The organism is Lentibacter sp., assembly GCF_965657785.1.
Taxonomy (GTDB): Bacteria; Pseudomonadota; Alphaproteobacteria; order Rhodobacterales; family Rhodobacteraceae; genus Lentibacter.
Genome location: NZ_CBFHPP010000002.1, coordinates 50,087 through 65,612, shown reverse-complemented (window position 1 = coordinate 65,612; position 15,526 = coordinate 50,087). Strand labels below are relative to the sequence as shown.

Genomic DNA, 15,526 nt, shown 5'->3' with positions numbered 1-15,526 from the left:
GTCAGTTTTGAAGAATAATCAAAAATAATAAGTCCGAAGCGGCCACATCAAGCGACTTTTCTTTTTCTCTCAGCTCTCTATAGCTTTCCTAAAGCCAAGCAGAGCAGAGGCGAATATGCCGTTTTACCTATTGATTCTCGTCGCATTGGTGCAAGGCATCACCGAATTCTTGCCCATCTCTTCCTCAGGGCACCTGATCCTGATTTCCGAGCTGTCCTCCGCGCCTGATCAAGGACAAGCCATTGATGTGGCCGTCCATATCGGAACGCTCTTCGCTGTGGTCATTTTCTTCTGGCGCGATGTCTCCATGGGCCTCGCGGGTGTGCCCCGTATGCTTACAGGGCGCATTGATACCCAAGGTTCCAAGCTCGCGTTCCTCCTGATGATCGCAACGATCCCTGCCATAGCTTTCGGCCTTATTCTCAAGGTCACAGGCCTGTCTGACGCCATGCGCTCCATGACTGTCATTGGCTGGACAATGCTGCTCTTCGGCCTTCTTCTCTGGTGGGCTGATCAGCGCGGCACAGCTCATAAAACAGACGCTGACTGGAACACAAAAGACGCCATCAAAATGGGTCTCTGGCAAGCCGTCGCGCTCATTCCGGGAACGTCCCGTTCAGGCATCTGTATCACTGCAGGCCGTATGCTTGGATATTCGCGCCACGACTCCGCCAAGCTCGCTATGCTGATGTCGATCCCGACAATCGTCGCAAGCGGCGCACTGCTCGGTGCAGAAGTGATCGCAACAGCCGATGCCCAAACCGCCCGCGACGGAGCCATCGCCGCAGCCATGTCGTTTGCCGCAGCGCTTGTTGCCCTCGGCGTCATGATGCGCCTCTTGCGCAGCGTCAGCTTCACACCCTATGTGATCTACCGTGTCGCGCTGGGCGCGGTGCTACTGGTGATAGCCTATAGCGCTTAAATATTGAGGTTTTTCGCTGAATCACGGATGGCGTCATACTGCCCCGACGGACGGTAGCGCCAAAGATAGCTCTCGATTTCGGCCTCGGGTGCCGTTGCCACAATACCAAGGTCTGCAAGGGTCTTTGCGCCCTCCTGCACAACATTGTCCGTCTGCAACTGCTTGACTTGATCCCGCGTGATCAGCCCGTTCTTTGCGAGGCCAAACGTAAGCGTCTGCAAAAGATCAAAGCTCCAAGCCATCATGCGCCCGACAAACATAGGCGCATTCAAAACAGGCTTTTTGCGGTGAACTTCTGTCAGGATCACATCAATCCAGCCGCGGAGCGTTTTCGCTTCGGGCCCGCCAAGCTCATAGATCCCGCTGGCCTTTCCTTCGACACCCATAACCGCTGCGCTCGCCACATCCATGACATAAACAGGCTGGAATTTCGTATTTCCACCAATAAGCGGAAAGATCGGACCCATACGGGACATTCCGGCAAAGCGGTTAAAGAACCCGTCTTCCTGACCAAAGATAACAGAGGGCCGCAGAATCATAGCACTGGGGAACTGTGCCAAAATACCGGCCTCACCCGCGCGTTTGGTGCGCGCGTATTCGCTCAGTTCGTCACGGTCGACGCCCAACGCAGAAAGGTGCACGAGAGTCTTTACGCCCAGCGCCGCAGCGATCCGCGCAACGCGCTCCGCACCTTCGGCTTGCACAGCGTCAAAGTTGTTCTTTCCCTTGCGATCAAACGTGCCGACGCAATTCACAACAGCGTCAGAGCCACGCGTGACCGCCTCAACAGAAGCATCATCACGAATGTTGCAAAAGACCGGCTCAACCTGACCCACCGCGCCATAGGGGCGCACGTGCAAGGCCTCGTTCGGACGGCGCACAGCCACACGAACACGCCAGCCCTTCATAGCAAGCTGCTGCGCAATATAGCGCCCGACAAATCCCGAACCGCCAAAAATGGTAACAAGCTTTGACATGGGGTGGCCTCCGTTTGGCATAAAACTCGCCTTTTCCTACGCGCGCAGACGGCTTTCGGCAAGGTCATATGGCGAGTTTGGATACAAAACCCTTTGAATCCCGTTGACAGCGCCCCTCCCCAAGCTTAAAGCGCTGCCATCGACACCTGCCCAGGTGGCGGAATGGTAGACGCGCTAGCTTCAGGTGCTAGTGTCTGTATGGACGTGGAGGTTCGAGTCCTCTCCTGGGCACCATTCCTTCAGAAACTTAGAGGAATGATATGACAAACCATCTTTATAAAAACGATCTCCCTGATGGCCTTGATCTTGGCCCCATTGTCGCGATTGATTGTGAGACCATGGGCCTACATCCGCATCGGGATAGGCTCTGTGTGGTTCAGATGTCTTCTGGTGATGGCCATGCGCATCTCGTTCAGGTTGAACAAGGCCAGACAGAAGCGCCCAATCTTTGCGCCATGCTGACAAACCCTGATGTGCTCAAGCTGTTTCATTTCGGTCGCTTTGATATTGCCGCGCTCCAAAATACCTTTGGCGCGCTCACAGCGCCTGTCTATTGCACCAAGATCGCAAGTCGCCTTGTGCGCACTTACACAGACCGCCACGGGCTGAAAAATCTCCTGCAAGAGCTGCTCAACGAAGATATCTCCAAGCAGCAGCAAAGCTCTGACTGGGGCGCGGATACCCTGACCAAAGCTCAGATCGACTATGCGGCCTCAGATGTATTGCATCTTCACAAATTGCGCGAAAAGCTTGATGTAATGCTCGTGCGCGAGGGCCGTGATGCGCTGGCGCAAGCGTGTTTCCGCTTTCTTCCTACGCGCGCACTGCTTGATCTGGAAGGTTGGCCAGAAACCGATATTTTCGCTCACGCGTAATGCGCTCAAGCGCAGGGGAGCCGCGAGCAGATGCAAAGCCGGATTGACAGGCATACGAGACTGGTGGCATGGGCCAAAATTGTCCTGCCAGTGATTGCGCTTGGGATGCTTTCGACGCTTTTTTTATTGTCCAAAAGCGTTGATCCTGTTGCAACTATTCCTTTTTCCGAGAGCGATCTGGCCGCGCGAACCGAAACACAGCAAATATCTCAGCCTGAGGTTTTCGGCGTCACTCCACAGGGCGATCTGATATCGCTTCGGGCGGAGCTTGCCCGTCAGAACGGGGATGACCCGAGCCTGATGGAAGCGCAAAACATCACAGCTCAAATCAAGATGACCTCTGGCCAGAGAGTCGATTTATCCGCCCGTATGGCGCTGCACAATCCAACAGAAAGCATGGTTGTCCTCTCGGGGGATGTCTTTGCAAAAACAACCACTGGCTATGAGTTCGCGGCAGAAAAGTTACGCCTTAGCCTGAGCGCCTTGCAGGCCAACAGTCTAGGTCGGGTGACAGGCACGGGGCCTGGCTTTACAGTCACGGCAGGAGAAATGACGCTTGAGGTTCCCAAGGGGGAAAAAGAAGCGCATATTTTGCTAAAAAACGGTGTGAAGCTGGTGTATACACCTGTGAAAGATAAGGAATAGAACTGTGCGTTTTGGCTTTTTCACTGTTGGCGTGCTTTGCGCTGCGCTCGCTGGCCCTGTTGCGGCACAAGGCACAAACATCGCTTTTGGCAATCTCAAGCAAGACACGGGCGCCCCTGTTGAAATTTCCGCTGACAGTATGGATATCAACCAAAACACTGGCTCCGCCGTCTTGGTCGGCAATGTCTTGATCGGGCAGGGCGAGATGCGTATCTCGGCGTCTTCTGTGAGCATTCAGTATAATTCTGATCGCTCCCAGATTGCGCAATTAAAGGCGTCTGGAAGCGTTACGCTGGTGAGCGGCGAAGATGCGGCCGAGGCGGCGCAGGCTGAATATAATGTTGAATCAGGCATGATTCTCCTGTCTGGAAATGTGCTTCTGGTGCAGGGGCAAACAGCGATCACAGCCGATAAGATGCGCGTTGACACAAACTCAGGCACAGCCAAAATGGAAGGCCACGTCAAGACGGTGCTCAATGTCAAAAACTAATCCTCCCAAATTGTCTGTCGCAGAAGGCGCAACGGGCCTAGAGGTCCGCAACCTGCGCAAAAGTTACAAGCGCCGCCCGGTGATCCGCGATGTGTCGCTTTCGCTCAAGAGAGGCGAAGTTGTGGCGCTGCTTGGGCCGAATGGTTCGGGCAAAACAACAACATTTTATACCGTTGCGGGCTTGGTTCAGGCCGAAGGGGGCCACGTTTTGCTGGATGGCAAAGACGTGACAGACCTTCCGATGTATCGTCGTGCGCGGCTTGGAATCGGTTATTTGCCTCAAGAAATGTCGATTTTTCGGGGCCTTTCTGTCGAAGACAATATTCTGGCTGTTCTCGAAGTGGTTCAGCCTGATCGGCGTGAGCGCGCCAAAAAGCTGGAAGAGCTTTTGTCAGAATTCTCAATCGAGCATCTGCGCCGCGCCCCTGCCATGGCTCTGTCTGGCGGTGAGCGGCGGCGCGTTGAAATTGCCCGCTGTTTGGCGGCTGACCCCTCCTATCTCTTGCTTGATGAGCCATTCGCTGGGGTCGATCCGATCTCGGTTGGCGATATTCGCACGCTCGTGGCTGATCTCAAAACGCGCGGGATTGGCGTTTTGATCACAGATCACAACGTTCGCGAAACGCTCGAAATTGTGGATCGCGCCTATATTTTGCATGATGGCACAGTCCTGATGTCGGGCAAGCCGAGCGAAGTTGTGGAAAACGAGAATGTCCGCCGCGTCTATCTCGGCGACAGTTTCCGCATCTCCTGAATTTTGGCGACAATTCGCTCTTTCAGTTGACAAGCCCCCGTCCAAAAGCCTCAAATGAGCTATGGGATCTTGTTTTCTCACTGAACAAAATAGCGTGACCTGCATTTTTTGCAGCGGCTCTGTTCAAACCAAAAACAACCCCTATTTCAATATAATAACCGCCTCATCCTGTGTCGCAGATGCGTCAATAGGGCAGGGCAATTCAATTGAGTGAAGGAGAGAAGATGCGCTACCAAATCAGCGGAAAGCAAATCGACATCGGGGAAGCACTGCAAACCCATGTGAAAGAAGAGCTTGGGGCCGCCGTCGCGAAATATGCCGAACGTCCCACAGAAGCGCTCGTTGTTTTCTCCAAAAGTGGTCATGAGTTTAACTGTGAATCAACCGTGCATCTTTCAACGGGTCTCACAGCCTCGGCCAAGGCCAGCGCCACCGAGATTTATGCCGCATTTGACGGCTGCTGTGAGAAAATGGAAAAGCAGCTGAGACGCTACAAGCGCCGCCTGAAAGACCATCATAAAGACAGGGTAGAACCGGTTGAACTTTTCGGTGCGTCCTCGTATATCCTCGCCTCGGATCACGAAAGTCAGGATTCGGAGCCAGAGACGCTTCAACCCATGATCATCGCAGAGATGGAAACAAAAATACCATCGCTCTCCGTCGGAGAAGCTGTTATGCAAATGGAACTTGCAGGATCTCCTGTTCTGATTTTTCGTAACGAGAGTAAAGACGGCCTTAATGTCGTGTATCGCCGCGAAGATGGCAATATCGGCTGGATAGACCCAGGTAAATAACAGGCGCATTTGATCGCGTCTGTGGAGCAGTAGACGAACGATGCAAATGTCCTCTTTACTAAAGCCCGAGGCAGTCAGGGTGTTATCCTCTGCCTCGAGCAAAAAGCGCCTGTTGCAAGAGCTGGGCGAAACTGCTGGCTCCGTCTACGGGATTGACCCTGTTGTCGCTGTGCGCGCGCTTCAAGAGCGCGAAAACCTTGGCCCGACAGGTGTTGGAAACGGCGTTGCTTTGCCCCACGCTCATGTCGATGGACTTGAGAAGGTTGTTGGCGTGTTTGTGCTTCTCGAAAAGCCGATAGATTTTGACGCGGTTGATAAGCTTCCGGTTGATCTCGCCTTTGCCCTTTTTGCGCCCAGCGATGCGGGTGTGGAACACCTCAAAGCTTTGGCAAAAGTCTCGCGTGCTTTGCGTGACGCCGCGCGTTGTGGCAAACTGCGGTCAAACAAGAACGCCAGCACACTTTACACAATCATCACCGAAGATGTGAGCAAGCAGGTCGCTTAAGCCCTAGCGCCAGCGGTTAAAACCAAAAATCAAATAATCACGCTGATAGGCCTCGGCCACGCGCGCCTCGACCTCTTCGTCATAAATCTGTTCGAGGCTATAGGGCGTGTCTGGCGCGGGTGCGGGCGCGGCGGCCTCATGGGCGACACCCACTTGTAACGCAATCGCAGGCAAATACGCCTCAAGCTCGTCTTCGCGAAGCACAAAGTCAGGCAGCGCAAAATTGCCCATCCCTTGCAATATCCCCGCCTGACTGCCCCATGCCGCATCCGCCCTCACAGCTGTCTGATCAGAGAGGTTGGCTTTGACAAACTCGAGAAAAGCAATGAAGGCTGCGCGGTGGTCCTCAAGGCTCCAGCTGGCGTCAGGGGCCTCTTTCGGGATTGGCAGCTTATGAACGCGTCGCAAAGTGCGCCTTATTTCGGGGTAGCCCTTCGGCCCTTTGTTCAAAATTCGGTCACAAAACGCCTTGTGCGCGCGTAGGGCAGGGTGGCGCACCACACTAAAACTGCGGTGTTCCGTGTGGCTACGCATCCATTGGCGCAGGGTCTTCTGGCTAAAGCTGCTTTGAAGCTCGGCCTCACTCACGCCATCAAGCCCCGCCATCCATGCCAGAATCTCGTCTTCGGGTGCCGACCGCACAGGCAAAAACAAAAGGGGCGCCTTCGCGCAGGCCACATAGCTTGGCACAGCCGCGCCGCGCCGCGCCTCAAAGTTCGGGGTGCGCCCAAGGCCAAAGTGGTCTGTCTTGGCAAGCGCCGCTTCCATCTCCTCAAAGTTCTCGACTTTCTCAGACAGCGGCTCAGGGTTCTGGCGCTTGAGATTGCGGTCAAGCCGCTCAAGCCGGTCTGGTTGCTCCAGATAAGCCGCCAGCCCGTTCATCACGTCCACATCCTGCAAGTCTTCATAGGCCACATAAAACGCAGTTTGACCCGTGGTCTGAAGCGCCTTCATCAACCGCAGCTGAAACGCCTGTAGTGCTTCCAGATGTGTATTAAATTCCTTTGTATCAAAGGTGGCCTTCGCATCCTTGCGCTTGGCAACATTGGTCAGCTTCCACTGCCCTGTTTCCTGCGCGATCTTCCAGCTAACATAGCTTTCCACAGGGTTGCGCGTGAGAATAATCTTGGCGCAGCGCGGATCATTCAGGATCGTCTCAAGCACCCTTGGCTCGTGATCATGAAAGAAGCGAAAGCCCGCCAGCCCCTGTGACGCCTTAAACGCCTCGATCAAGACCTGAGGCTCATGATTGCGTGCTTCTTCACTCACGCCAAGACAGTCTTCGCGGTTCGGATATCCGATAAAATGCGGATTGAACGCCTCACCCAAACAGCTCAAGGCTGGAAAGCTGTTGATATTGGCTTCCAAAAAGTTCGAGCCCGTGCGCATCTCGGCAAAAACTACAAAATAATCAAACCGTTTGCTCATAACGCTACTTTTTCACCAGATAAGGTTTCGGAGTTGGATATTGAACACCAACAGGGTTTCCAACCACAGGAAAATCACCCATCAAATAGGGGTGCATTCCTTGATTTTTGAGGTTTTGCAAAAATTGCCCAAAGCCCGTCAGATCATTCATCTTTGGAGCCTCCGCCAAGCGCCGCAATGACTTAAAGCCGATTTCGTCTAGAATCGTTTGCAAATGCTCCATGGGGTTTTCGATAAAGTCGGCCATTGTCCAAATGCGGATGCGTGCTTTGGAGTGCGGCGAGCGCAGCACATTCAAAAACTCGCTCTCGATTTTCTGCAAGTCCGCCGCTTCTGCTCGCAGTTCGCTGAAGTTCTTGTTTGAGCGAAATAAAGGCACTGCCCATGCGCCACTGATCACAGAAATTTGTGCATTTGGATCGCCAGCCATCGTCCATGTAAGGTCTTGATTGTCAGCAGGGCCAAACTGAAAACACTGCCGTTCCCCGCGCGTGTTCCAAATCAGACTGGTGAGAAACGCGCGCGGGTTATAGTCGCGCACCAAGGCGCTATCGCTGAGCGCGCCGTTGATGACGCCTTGCGCACCAGCATAATGCGCCCTGTCTGGCGCAAAGAGATGCCCATGAACACGCGCGCCCGTTGCCTTGGCGAACCATGGCTCGAAGTCTTCAAACAAGTCCGCAAAGCCCTGAAGCACCGAATACTGCCCCGAGGTTGTCCCGTTTTCCCAGCCATGATTTGGAAAGCGACTTTGCATATAGAGGCCCGGTCGACCACGGGTGCGCCGGTCGACGGCCTTGGCAAAGATCCGGTCAATCTTGCCAGGATTTGGCTCTGTGCGGTTCGCGGGGCTGTCTTTTGTGGAGAGAAACACTTCATACAAACGGTTTGCATGGGGCCATATTTTACGCGCCACAAAGCAATCCGAGCGGCGTAAAAGCTGCAAGTGGTCATCATAAAAAATATGTGGTTTGCCCTGAAAATCAAATTTTGAAAGCGTCAATGAGCGGCTCTCGATTTTTTGGCTGCGCTGGCGGGCCAATGTCTGAAAATAGCTTTCATCAGGAATCCAGACCCGCTTGAAGTAGCGGTCATAAAGCTTGCGGTCGGGGTCTTCTAGAATGCTCGAAAGCGTCTGCCGTGTCAGACACCACCACTGGCTGCCCATATGCGGCGTAAGGCCGTTGGGCATCTTGCGGCTAAAACGCAGCTTGCGCTGAAGGGCGACATAGCCGTCAAACAGGATACGGTGACGCTTCCAGCTAAAGGGAAAGCGCAGGGTAAAGCGCTCTTCGTCAAGCCCGCCGACTGTCCAAGGGACATCGGCCGTTGTGGCGCTTTCGATAAAGTCGGTGTTGGGCCGCTCGGCCAGATAATCAATCAGCTCCTCCACAGGGCGCAACGGAAGGCAGGAGCCGCTTGCAAGGTAGACGTGCTGAACATCAGGAAAACGCGCGAGCATAAGCTCACCCGCCTCTTGCGTCGCCGCGACAATCCCCCAAGAGCCCCACTCACAGCGGTGACGGCTGGAAAAGCGGATATCCTCAAGGTCTGACAGCTTTGTTTTGAAGGCGGAAAAAGCCTTGGTCGACACGGCTTCATCTACGTGAATGACAACAGGGCAACCCGCAGCGTTCCAATGCCGCGCGAGCTGTTCGGCTCGCTCAAAGGCTGTGTGCACCAACATGATGATGCCAACCGTGCTCATGCCCAGTTCCCTTTTGACATCAGGCCGAGAATTTCAAGCTGCCGCCAGTTGATGTATTTTTCGCTCCACTTACACCACAGGTCTGGATTGTCTTTCAGGCTCTCGGCATAGGCGCGATATTCGACACTCGCAGAATAATGTTGGCGTCGCTCAAGCTCTTCTGCGGCCTTCTGGGTAAAAGTGTCGAGGAATTTCGTGTGCAGCAAGACGCCACTGGCCTTCTCACCGCCCCACTCGTCATAAACAAGGTTCAAGCCACGCGGCAGCAACATATGGGTCGAGCTGACATAGGCATATTTGCGGTCCCATTTCACCAGCGGGATCTTGTTGAGCGCTGGGGCCTTTTCGGGCTTGTCCTTAAAGAAGGTCCGCGCCCGTGGCCCGCCCTGTATCCACAGGTTGCCGAATTTCTTGTTCTTGTTGATCATGTAGTTGCCAGCGTCAAACCAGCTGGTGATCTCAAGTGGGTTCTGCCCCTCGCGATAGGGCTGCGCATCGATCCGCCCCTTGGGATACATATCCAGAAGCATTGCGCTAAAGCTTTTGATCGAGCTGGCGTCGAGCCAGTCTGTCAGCGCGCGGATGGGCCGCGTGTCACAGAACGGATAAATCAGAAACTCGTCAGGGTCGACAACAAGCGCCCAATGGCCATGGGCGTATTTCATTTGAAGCCAGTTGAGCCAATCCACGCCAAAGCGCGCGCGCTTATAGCTTTTGTTGGTGTGCCAGACCGAGACATCGGGCTGCTCCATCAGGTATTCCAGCGAGCCATCGCCGCTGTCATTGTCGACAATAAAAAAGTGATCAACGCCTTGGTCGCGATAATACTTGAGAAAATATGGCAAGCGGACCTTCTCGTTGCGCATCGTGGTGAAGCAGAGAATATCGTCAGGCTTCACTTGCGCAGTATGGTCGGACATGGCCTTCAGCTCGCGACGCTTGCGAAACGCGCGGATAAGCCAGCGGCGGCGCTGCAATCTTAAGCGATATGACTGGATCAAACCCAACTGCTACCTCACCTCACTGGTTAAAAACGAACTTGGTATCACTCTCTCACGTCTCGCTTAAGACGAGGTTGAAATGCGCGTCCCATGTCGGCGGGGCGAAGGCGTCTTTAATCGGCCTCTGTCCTGTCCGCCTGCTCTCAGCCAATGACAATACTCTTCTGATCCAAAGATAGCTGTCATTCACGCTTGCGTAAACGGGAATATCCCCAAGCACTTCCTTATATACAGGCAATTCGGCGCAGATCACAGGGGTGCCGCGCGCCGCCGCTTCCAGCGCAGGCAGCCCATAACCCTCTGCCAGACTGGGAAAAACAACACCCGCCGCCTCGTCAAGCAAGGCCGCAATGGCGCCATCGCTTAGCCCCGAAAGCTCGTGGATAAACCGCCCGTTGAGCCGCGAGTTTTCCAGCCGAAAGAAAAACTCGTCGTTTTTCCAGCCCCTCTGCCCACAGATCAGAAGCTGTGGCAGGTCTTGTGGCGGGATCTGCTTTTCCATCTGTTCCCAAACATCAATCAGCAAGAGATGGTTTTTGCGCGGCTCGATGGTTCCGACACATAGAAAATATGGCCCTTCAAAGGGCAGCCCCTTTGGCAGCGCCGCCTTGTCTGGCTCTGTGATCTCCACCCCAAGATGCGCAACCATCCCCTGCGGAACACGCCCGAGATTGGTAAGTTGGGCGTCCGCCGCCTCCTGCGTGGCCTGCGAATTGTAGATCACAAGATCGGCCTTTGCCGAAACGCGCGATAAAAACAGTTTGAAGCGCTCTACAGAGCCATCCCGCTGAAAATGAGGGTGATCAAGCGGAATGGTATCATGCACAAACACAACAATCTTGCCGCCGCGCAGAGCCTTTACGCCTGTGGTCACATAGTCGGTCAGGTTGCTGTGGCCTGTGTTGAAATAGGCCGTTCTGTCGGGCAAATGCCGCTTGAGCATCCGCCCCAGCCCGCGCCGTGTGCAGCGGGCAATGGCAAGCTTGCGCGCATCCGTCAGGGCGCGTTGCAGCTCGGGGGGAAGTTTGGAAAACACCTTTGCCAAGCGACTCGCAGGCCCCCAAGGCACATCGCCGTCGATCTTTGCTGCGAGTTTTTTCATCCCGCCTTCGTCCAAAAGCAGAAAGCCGAGAGGCGTGCGGATCAACCCGTAGGCCGGCACATCACTTTTGATCAGCGCGCGAAGATAGGCGCGCTCCACACGGTCAACACCTGTCATAACCCGCCCCGCACGGCTCAGCAGTCGTGACAGGTCCAATAGCCGCGCCGAAGGGAGGTCACTTGTCATAATGTCCGCTCTGATGCCAATTCCAGGCGTCCGATACCATGTCTTTAAGGGTCGAGCGCTTCGGGCGCCAGCCAAGCTCGTCTTCTGCGCGCTTTGAGCCAGACACAAGCTTGGTGCAGTCGCCCGCGCGTCGCGGCCCTTCAGTGCAAGGCACAGGCCGTCCTGTGACCTCTGCGGCGCGGTCCATCACCTCGCGCACAGAAAAGCCATCGCCTGTCCCAAGGTTGAAGACGCGGCTGCCTTTGCCGCTCATAAGCCACTTGAGGCCCAAAATATGCGCATCTACCAGATCGCAGACATGGACATAGTCGCGAATGCAGGTTCCGTCTGGCGTGTCATAATCGGTCCCAAAGATCGTGAGCGCCGCCCGCTTGCCGTCAATCGCATCAAGGATCAGCGGGATAAGATGTGTCTCGGGCTGGTGATACTCGCCAACCTCGCCGTCAGGGTCTGCCCCCGCAACATTAAAGTAGCGAAAGATCACACTCTCGATCCCGTCACTTGCGCCAAAGTCGCTGAGCATATCCTCAATCGCGCGCTTGCTTGCGCCATAGGCGTTAATGGGCAGTTGCACGCTTTGCTCATCAAGCACAACATTGTCTTGGTCGCCATAGGTCGCGCAGGTTGAGCTAAAGACAAACCGCTTACAGCCCGCCGCCGCCGCCGCCTCGATCAGATTGAGAGAGCCGCCAGCATTGTTAAGCCAGTATTTTCCGGGGGTTTGCATACTCTCGCCCACTTGGCTCAGCGCTGCAAAATGTATCACAGCCACAGGCCGATAAGCGGCAAAAACCTCATCCAGCCTTGCGCGGTCCAGAAGATCACCGCGCTCGAACGGGCCAAATTTTACTGCGTCTTCCCAACCTGTGACGAGGTTGTCAAATGTGACAGGGTTAAAGCCAGCGGCTTTTAAGGCTTTGCAGGCGTGCGAGCCGATATAGCCCGCGCCGCCTGTGACAAGTATGTTATCCAAAGAGCACCTCGGCTGTTATTCTGCCGCTTTTCGGGTGTGGTTCACCACGTGCTGCAAATACCCCATCAAATCGTCGCGCAGTTCGGGACGGTCGAGCCCAAAAGACACGGTCGCCTGAAGAAAGCCCGATTTGGATCCGCAGTCAAACCGCTGCCCCTGAAAGCGGTAGCCATAGACAGGGCGGCCCTCTTCGATTTCGTCAGCGATCCCGTCGGTCAGTTGGATTTCTCCGCCTGCGCCGGATTTCTTTTTGTTCAGATTGCGCAGCACATCAGGGGTCAGGATATAGCGGCCAATGACCGCAAGATTGGACGGCGCGGTGCCAGCGGCAGGCTTTTCCACCATGCCTTTTACGCTCACGCGCGCGCCCATGTCGTCCTCAACATCCAGAATACCATAAGCGTTTGTCTGCGATTGCGGAACTTCCATCGCCGCGACCATGCAGCCGGGGTTCTCTTCATAGGCTTCAACCATCTGCTGCAAGCAGGGCTTTTCCGCCGCAATCACATCGTCAGGCAGGATCACAGCGAATGGCTCGTTCGAGATAAGACGTCGCGCACACCAGACCGCATGACCAAGGCCAAGCGCCTTATGTTGGCGGATGTAAGCAATCGCGCCGCTCTCCATATTGGTCGATTGCAAGATGTCGAGAAGCTCGTCTTTGCCTTTTTTGCGTAGCGTCTGTTCAAGCTGGGGCGATTCGTCAAAATAATCCTCAAGCGCGCCTTTGCCGCGCGAGGTGACAAAAATAAATTCTTTGATACCAGCGGCGCGCGCTTCATCAATTGCATATTGAATAAGTGGCCTGTCGACCAATGTCATAATTTCTTTTGGGACAGATTTTGTCGCTGGTAAAAAACGTGTCCCAAGCCCCGCGACAGGGAAAATTGCCTTGGTGATTTTCTTCTTCATGCCTGACCTCTTTACTAACAAGGCGCATCATTTAGTGTGCGCCAGATTGAGCGAACAATGACACGAAATGTTCGCATGGAATATATTATAGATCCTAAAAAAGAGACAAAGGCGGGGAATTTTCCTCACTGTGGCCCATTTGCTAACATTTGCACGCTAACCGCGAATTTGCGCCACGCGATTTTGCTCTTGTGTGAGCCGTTTGCGAAAGCGCACCAGTTGAAAGAGCGGCTCATTGCGTTCTGCGCGCCCGAACTGCCCGCCAGATTGCTCCCAATAGCCGGCGTCATCATAGCGGACATGGTGAAAGCGCGTATCCAAAGAGAAAAGATAGAGCGAAACATTGGCGCCCTGTGCAGCGCGCTTCACCGCTTCTTTGCGCAGTTTTCTACGCTGCCACCAGCGCCCAGAGAGTGTTACGCTCCCGTTACGGTCTGGCAAAAACTCCTGAAAAGCAGGCGGTTGGCGCAGGGCGTTCGAATATTGCCCGATTGCACGGCGCGCGCCCGCTTCAAACCCAGCCTCAAGACTTTGCATGACCTCTGCCGCCGCATCTTCGCTGAGCAGTCCGCGTGTGACTTGGTCGGCCATGCGCGACGCCTGTTCCTCAACCATCTCGGAGCAGCGTGGCTCAAGCGGTTGCCCGAATTTGCGCAGCAAGAGCACGGTGCTTGCGCCCACATCAAACAGGTCTGTGACAGTCCTGTCGGCTTTACGCCGTGTGCTGGCCTTATAAGCATGGTGCACCTGAGCGCTGGGGCAAAGCGCGGTTTTGTGGTGCGCACCTGCCAGCCGCAGGTTGAGGTCGGTTTCATCAAGATAAAAGTGAAACCCCTCGTCAAACCCGCCCAGCGCCACAAGCACATCGCGCCGCACGGCCATATTTGTGCCCTCGGTCTTCACAGCAAAACCAGCCTCTGTTTCGGGGAGGAAAGGCGCGCTGCCTTCTGCCTTAAGGGCCTGAGCGCGGCCCGCCCTGTCGACCTGCCGCGCCGTCCATTGATAAGAAATACCGTTGCGCCCGCGCACATATCCGCCTGTGCACACCACGTCAGGCAAACCAAAACCCGCCACCAGATGCTGCAGCCACAAAGGTTCTGCAGCCGCATCATCATCAATAAACGCAATAATTTCGCCCGCCGCCTCAGCCACACCTGTGTTGCGCGCAGCGGCGATGTTTGGCGTGTCATACGCCACAAGCTTAACGCGTCCAGCATAAGGGCTTTCGCTCACATAAGCACAAGACGCCAGATCGGCGACAACCACAATTTCAAAAGGCTGATAGGCCACGCCTGCCAAGGCCGAAAGACACCACAAAAGGCTCTCGGGCCGCCCGTGGCTGACAACAACAACGCTGACAGACGGCCCTGTCATATCAGGGCGTCTTCAAATCAACCGCAGGCGAATAGGCGATGAAAAACGGATTCGCATAGCCCTCCTTGCCGTAAACAAGCGGATCATGCGTCGCAAACACAACAACTTTGCCGCCCGCCCCATGCAGCACAGCATGGCCGGCCGCTGTGTCCCACTCCATCGTGCGGCCAACGCGCGGATAAATGTCCGCCTCGCCCGTCGCCACAAGGCAGAATTTCAGGCTTGAGCCAGCGCTCTTGCTGTCTTTCACGGCGTATTTGTTGATGTAATCGTCTGTCGCCTGATCGCGGTGCGACTTGGACGCAACAACCATCAGCGCCGCATTGTCACTCGCGGCCACACGGATCGCCCGTGTCGCGCCAGCACTTGCCTTATCAAACGGCCCGTCTTCTTCCACAGCGCTGCCGTCCGCCAGCGTATAAAACATCCGCTCTTTCGCCGGCGCATAAACAACCCCACGGGTCGGCACCCCGTTTTCCACATATGCAATGTTCACAGTAAAATCGCCGCGGCGGTGGACAAATTCCTTGGTTCCGTCGAGCGGATCAACAATTAGAAAAGTATCCGCCTGCATATCATGCGTCGCCGCCTGCTCTTCCGTGACGATAAGCACATCAGGAAAGGCGGCCCGTAACCCTGCCGAGATAATAGCATCGGCGGCTTCGTCGGCCTCTGTCACAGGGCTGTCATCAGACTTTGACTTTACCTCAAAGTCGTCGCGACCATAGATTTCCATAATCTTGTCGCCCGCAACAAGCGCCAGCTCACGCATCACTTGGGTTAGTTTTTCGTAGTTCATCTGCTTCAGTCCTTCACTCATTATGCCTCACGTCACGGTTTTGTTGATTAGCGCGCTTATTCCCCTTATGATGGCTGCGTA

Annotated in this window: 16 protein-coding genes and 1 tRNA gene; 8 read left to right on the top strand and 9 right to left on the bottom strand. The window is 55.0% G+C overall.

Translation table 11 applies throughout. The annotated features are described in order from the left end of the window. The first annotated feature begins 115 nt into the window (after window positions 1-115). Entirely contained in the window at window positions 116-922 is an 807-nt protein-coding gene (locus tag ACTF58_RS01525; RefSeq protein ID WP_438990195.1) for an undecaprenyl-diphosphate phosphatase, read from the top strand. Here ACTF58_RS01525 and ACTF58_RS01520 read toward each other — a convergent pair. Next, the gene (locus ACTF58_RS01520; RefSeq protein WP_438990194.1) at window positions 919-1,899 is read right to left on the bottom strand and encodes a complex I NDUFA9 subunit family protein; all 981 of its coding nucleotides are present in this window, start codon (window positions 1,897-1,899) and stop codon (window positions 919-921) included. The two genes, ACTF58_RS01525 and ACTF58_RS01520, sit on opposite strands and share 4 nt — an antisense overlap. Before the next feature lie 148 nt (window positions 1,900-2,047). On the opposite strand from ACTF58_RS01520, the gene ACTF58_RS01515 reads away from it, so the two are divergent. The 7 genes from ACTF58_RS01515 to ACTF58_RS01485 all read left to right on the top strand — a co-directional run bounded on the left by ACTF58_RS01515 (window position 2,048) and on the right by ACTF58_RS01485 (window position 5,962). Continuing rightward, a tRNA-Leu gene (locus tag ACTF58_RS01515) sits at window positions 2,048-2,133 on the top strand. Window positions 2,134-2,159: 26 nt separating this feature from the next. Next, window positions 2,160-2,774: a ribonuclease D gene (locus tag ACTF58_RS01510; RefSeq protein ID WP_438990193.1), complete on the top strand. Its 615-nt coding sequence runs from the start codon at window positions 2,160-2,162 to the stop codon at window positions 2,772-2,774. Between the two features lie 30 nt (window positions 2,775-2,804). Further along, window positions 2,805-3,419: an LPS export ABC transporter periplasmic protein LptC gene (lptC, locus tag ACTF58_RS01505; RefSeq protein WP_438990192.1), complete on the top strand. Its 615-nt coding sequence runs from the start codon at window positions 2,805-2,807 to the stop codon at window positions 3,417-3,419. 4 nt (window positions 3,420-3,423) lie between these two features. Further along, the gene (locus ACTF58_RS01500) at window positions 3,424-3,909 is read left to right on the top strand and encodes an LptA/OstA family protein (RefSeq protein WP_438990191.1); all 486 of its coding nucleotides are present in this window, start codon (window positions 3,424-3,426) and stop codon (window positions 3,907-3,909) included. Continuing rightward, the gene (gene lptB, locus ACTF58_RS01495) at window positions 3,896-4,663 is read left to right on the top strand and encodes an LPS export ABC transporter ATP-binding protein (protein ID WP_438990190.1); all 768 of its coding nucleotides are present in this window, start codon (window positions 3,896-3,898) and stop codon (window positions 4,661-4,663) included. The genes ACTF58_RS01500 and lptB overlap by 14 nt, the downstream gene beginning before the upstream one ends. Before the next feature lie 224 nt (window positions 4,664-4,887). Further along, window positions 4,888-5,457, top strand: a complete 570-nt coding sequence (gene hpf / locus ACTF58_RS01490) for a ribosome hibernation-promoting factor, HPF/YfiA family (protein ID WP_438990189.1) — start codon at window positions 4,888-4,890, stop codon at window positions 5,455-5,457. Window positions 5,458-5,497: 40 nt separating this feature from the next. Continuing rightward, window positions 5,498-5,962, top strand: a complete 465-nt coding sequence (locus ACTF58_RS01485) for a PTS sugar transporter subunit IIA (protein ID WP_438990188.1) — start codon at window positions 5,498-5,500, stop codon at window positions 5,960-5,962. A gap of 3 nt (window positions 5,963-5,965) precedes the next feature. On the opposite strand, the gene ACTF58_RS01480 is transcribed toward ACTF58_RS01485, so the two are convergent. The 8 genes from ACTF58_RS01480 to cysQ form a co-directional block, all read right to left on the bottom strand. After that, window positions 5,966-7,390, bottom strand: coding sequence for a sulfotransferase family 2 domain-containing protein (locus ACTF58_RS01480; protein WP_438990187.1), 1,425 nt, complete (start codon window positions 7,388-7,390; stop codon window positions 5,966-5,968). A gap of 4 nt (window positions 7,391-7,394) precedes the next feature. Next, window positions 7,395-9,098, bottom strand: coding sequence for a DUF5927 domain-containing protein (locus ACTF58_RS01475; RefSeq protein ID WP_438990186.1), 1,704 nt, complete (start codon window positions 9,096-9,098; stop codon window positions 7,395-7,397). Beyond that, the gene (locus ACTF58_RS01470; protein ID WP_438990185.1) at window positions 9,095-10,105 is read right to left on the bottom strand and encodes a glycosyltransferase family 2 protein; all 1,011 of its coding nucleotides are present in this window, start codon (window positions 10,103-10,105) and stop codon (window positions 9,095-9,097) included. The genes ACTF58_RS01475 and ACTF58_RS01470 overlap by 4 nt, the downstream gene beginning before the upstream one ends. 46 nt (window positions 10,106-10,151) lie before the next feature. After that, the gene (locus ACTF58_RS01465) at window positions 10,152-11,387 is read right to left on the bottom strand and encodes a glycosyltransferase family 4 protein (RefSeq protein WP_438990184.1); all 1,236 of its coding nucleotides are present in this window, start codon (window positions 11,385-11,387) and stop codon (window positions 10,152-10,154) included. Next, a complete protein-coding gene (gene galE, locus ACTF58_RS01460; RefSeq protein ID WP_438990183.1) occupies window positions 11,377-12,360 on the bottom strand; it encodes a UDP-glucose 4-epimerase GalE in 984 nt (327 codons plus the stop codon). The genes ACTF58_RS01465 and galE overlap by 11 nt, the downstream gene beginning before the upstream one ends. A gap of 15 nt (window positions 12,361-12,375) precedes the next feature. Further along, window positions 12,376-13,272, bottom strand: coding sequence for a UTP--glucose-1-phosphate uridylyltransferase GalU (galU, locus tag ACTF58_RS01455; RefSeq protein ID WP_438990182.1), 897 nt, complete (start codon window positions 13,270-13,272; stop codon window positions 12,376-12,378). Window positions 13,273-13,428: 156 nt separating this feature from the next. Beyond that, a complete protein-coding gene (locus tag ACTF58_RS01450) occupies window positions 13,429-14,646 on the bottom strand; it encodes a glycosyltransferase family 2 protein (protein WP_438990181.1) in 1,218 nt (405 codons plus the stop codon). Window position 14,647: 1 nt separating this feature from the next. Further along, window positions 14,648-15,445, bottom strand: a complete 798-nt coding sequence (gene cysQ / locus ACTF58_RS01445) for a 3'(2'),5'-bisphosphate nucleotidase CysQ (RefSeq protein WP_438990366.1) — start codon at window positions 15,443-15,445, stop codon at window positions 14,648-14,650. Between the last annotated feature and the right edge of the window lie 81 nt (window positions 15,446-15,526).

Bases quoted from the DNA above. Each gene is read 5' to 3' on its own strand.
- ACTF58_RS01525 (WP_438990195.1), top strand. From the start codon at position 116: ATGCCGTTTTACCTATTGATTCTCGTCGCATTGGTGCAAGGCATCACC.
- ACTF58_RS01520 (WP_438990194.1), bottom strand. From the start codon at position 1,899: ATGTCAAAGCTTGTTACCATTTTTGGCGGTTCGGGATTTGTCGGGCGC.
- ACTF58_RS01510 (WP_438990193.1), top strand. From the start codon at position 2,160: ATGACAAACCATCTTTATAAAAACGATCTCCCTGATGGCCTTGATCTT.
- lptC (WP_438990192.1), top strand. From the start codon at position 2,805: ATGCAAAGCCGGATTGACAGGCATACGAGACTGGTGGCATGGGCCAAA.
- lptB (WP_438990190.1), top strand. From the start codon at position 3,896: ATGTCAAAAACTAATCCTCCCAAATTGTCTGTCGCAGAAGGCGCAACG.
- hpf (WP_438990189.1), top strand. From the start codon at position 4,888: ATGCGCTACCAAATCAGCGGAAAGCAAATCGACATCGGGGAAGCACTG.
- ACTF58_RS01485 (WP_438990188.1), top strand. From the start codon at position 5,498: ATGCAAATGTCCTCTTTACTAAAGCCCGAGGCAGTCAGGGTGTTATCC.
- ACTF58_RS01480 (WP_438990187.1), bottom strand. From the start codon at position 7,390: ATGAGCAAACGGTTTGATTATTTTGTAGTTTTTGCCGAGATGCGCACG.
- ACTF58_RS01475 (WP_438990186.1), bottom strand. From the start codon at position 9,098: ATGAGCACGGTTGGCATCATCATGTTGGTGCACACAGCCTTTGAGCGA.
- ACTF58_RS01465 (WP_438990184.1), bottom strand. From the start codon at position 11,387: ATGACAAGTGACCTCCCTTCGGCGCGGCTATTGGACCTGTCACGACTG.
- galU (WP_438990182.1), bottom strand. From the start codon at position 13,272: ATGAAGAAGAAAATCACCAAGGCAATTTTCCCTGTCGCGGGGCTTGGG.
- ACTF58_RS01450 (WP_438990181.1), bottom strand. From the start codon at position 14,646: ATGACAGGGCCGTCTGTCAGCGTTGTTGTTGTCAGCCACGGGCGGCCC.
- cysQ (WP_438990366.1), bottom strand. From the start codon at position 15,445: ATGAACTACGAAAAACTAACCCAAGTGATGCGTGAGCTGGCGCTTGTT.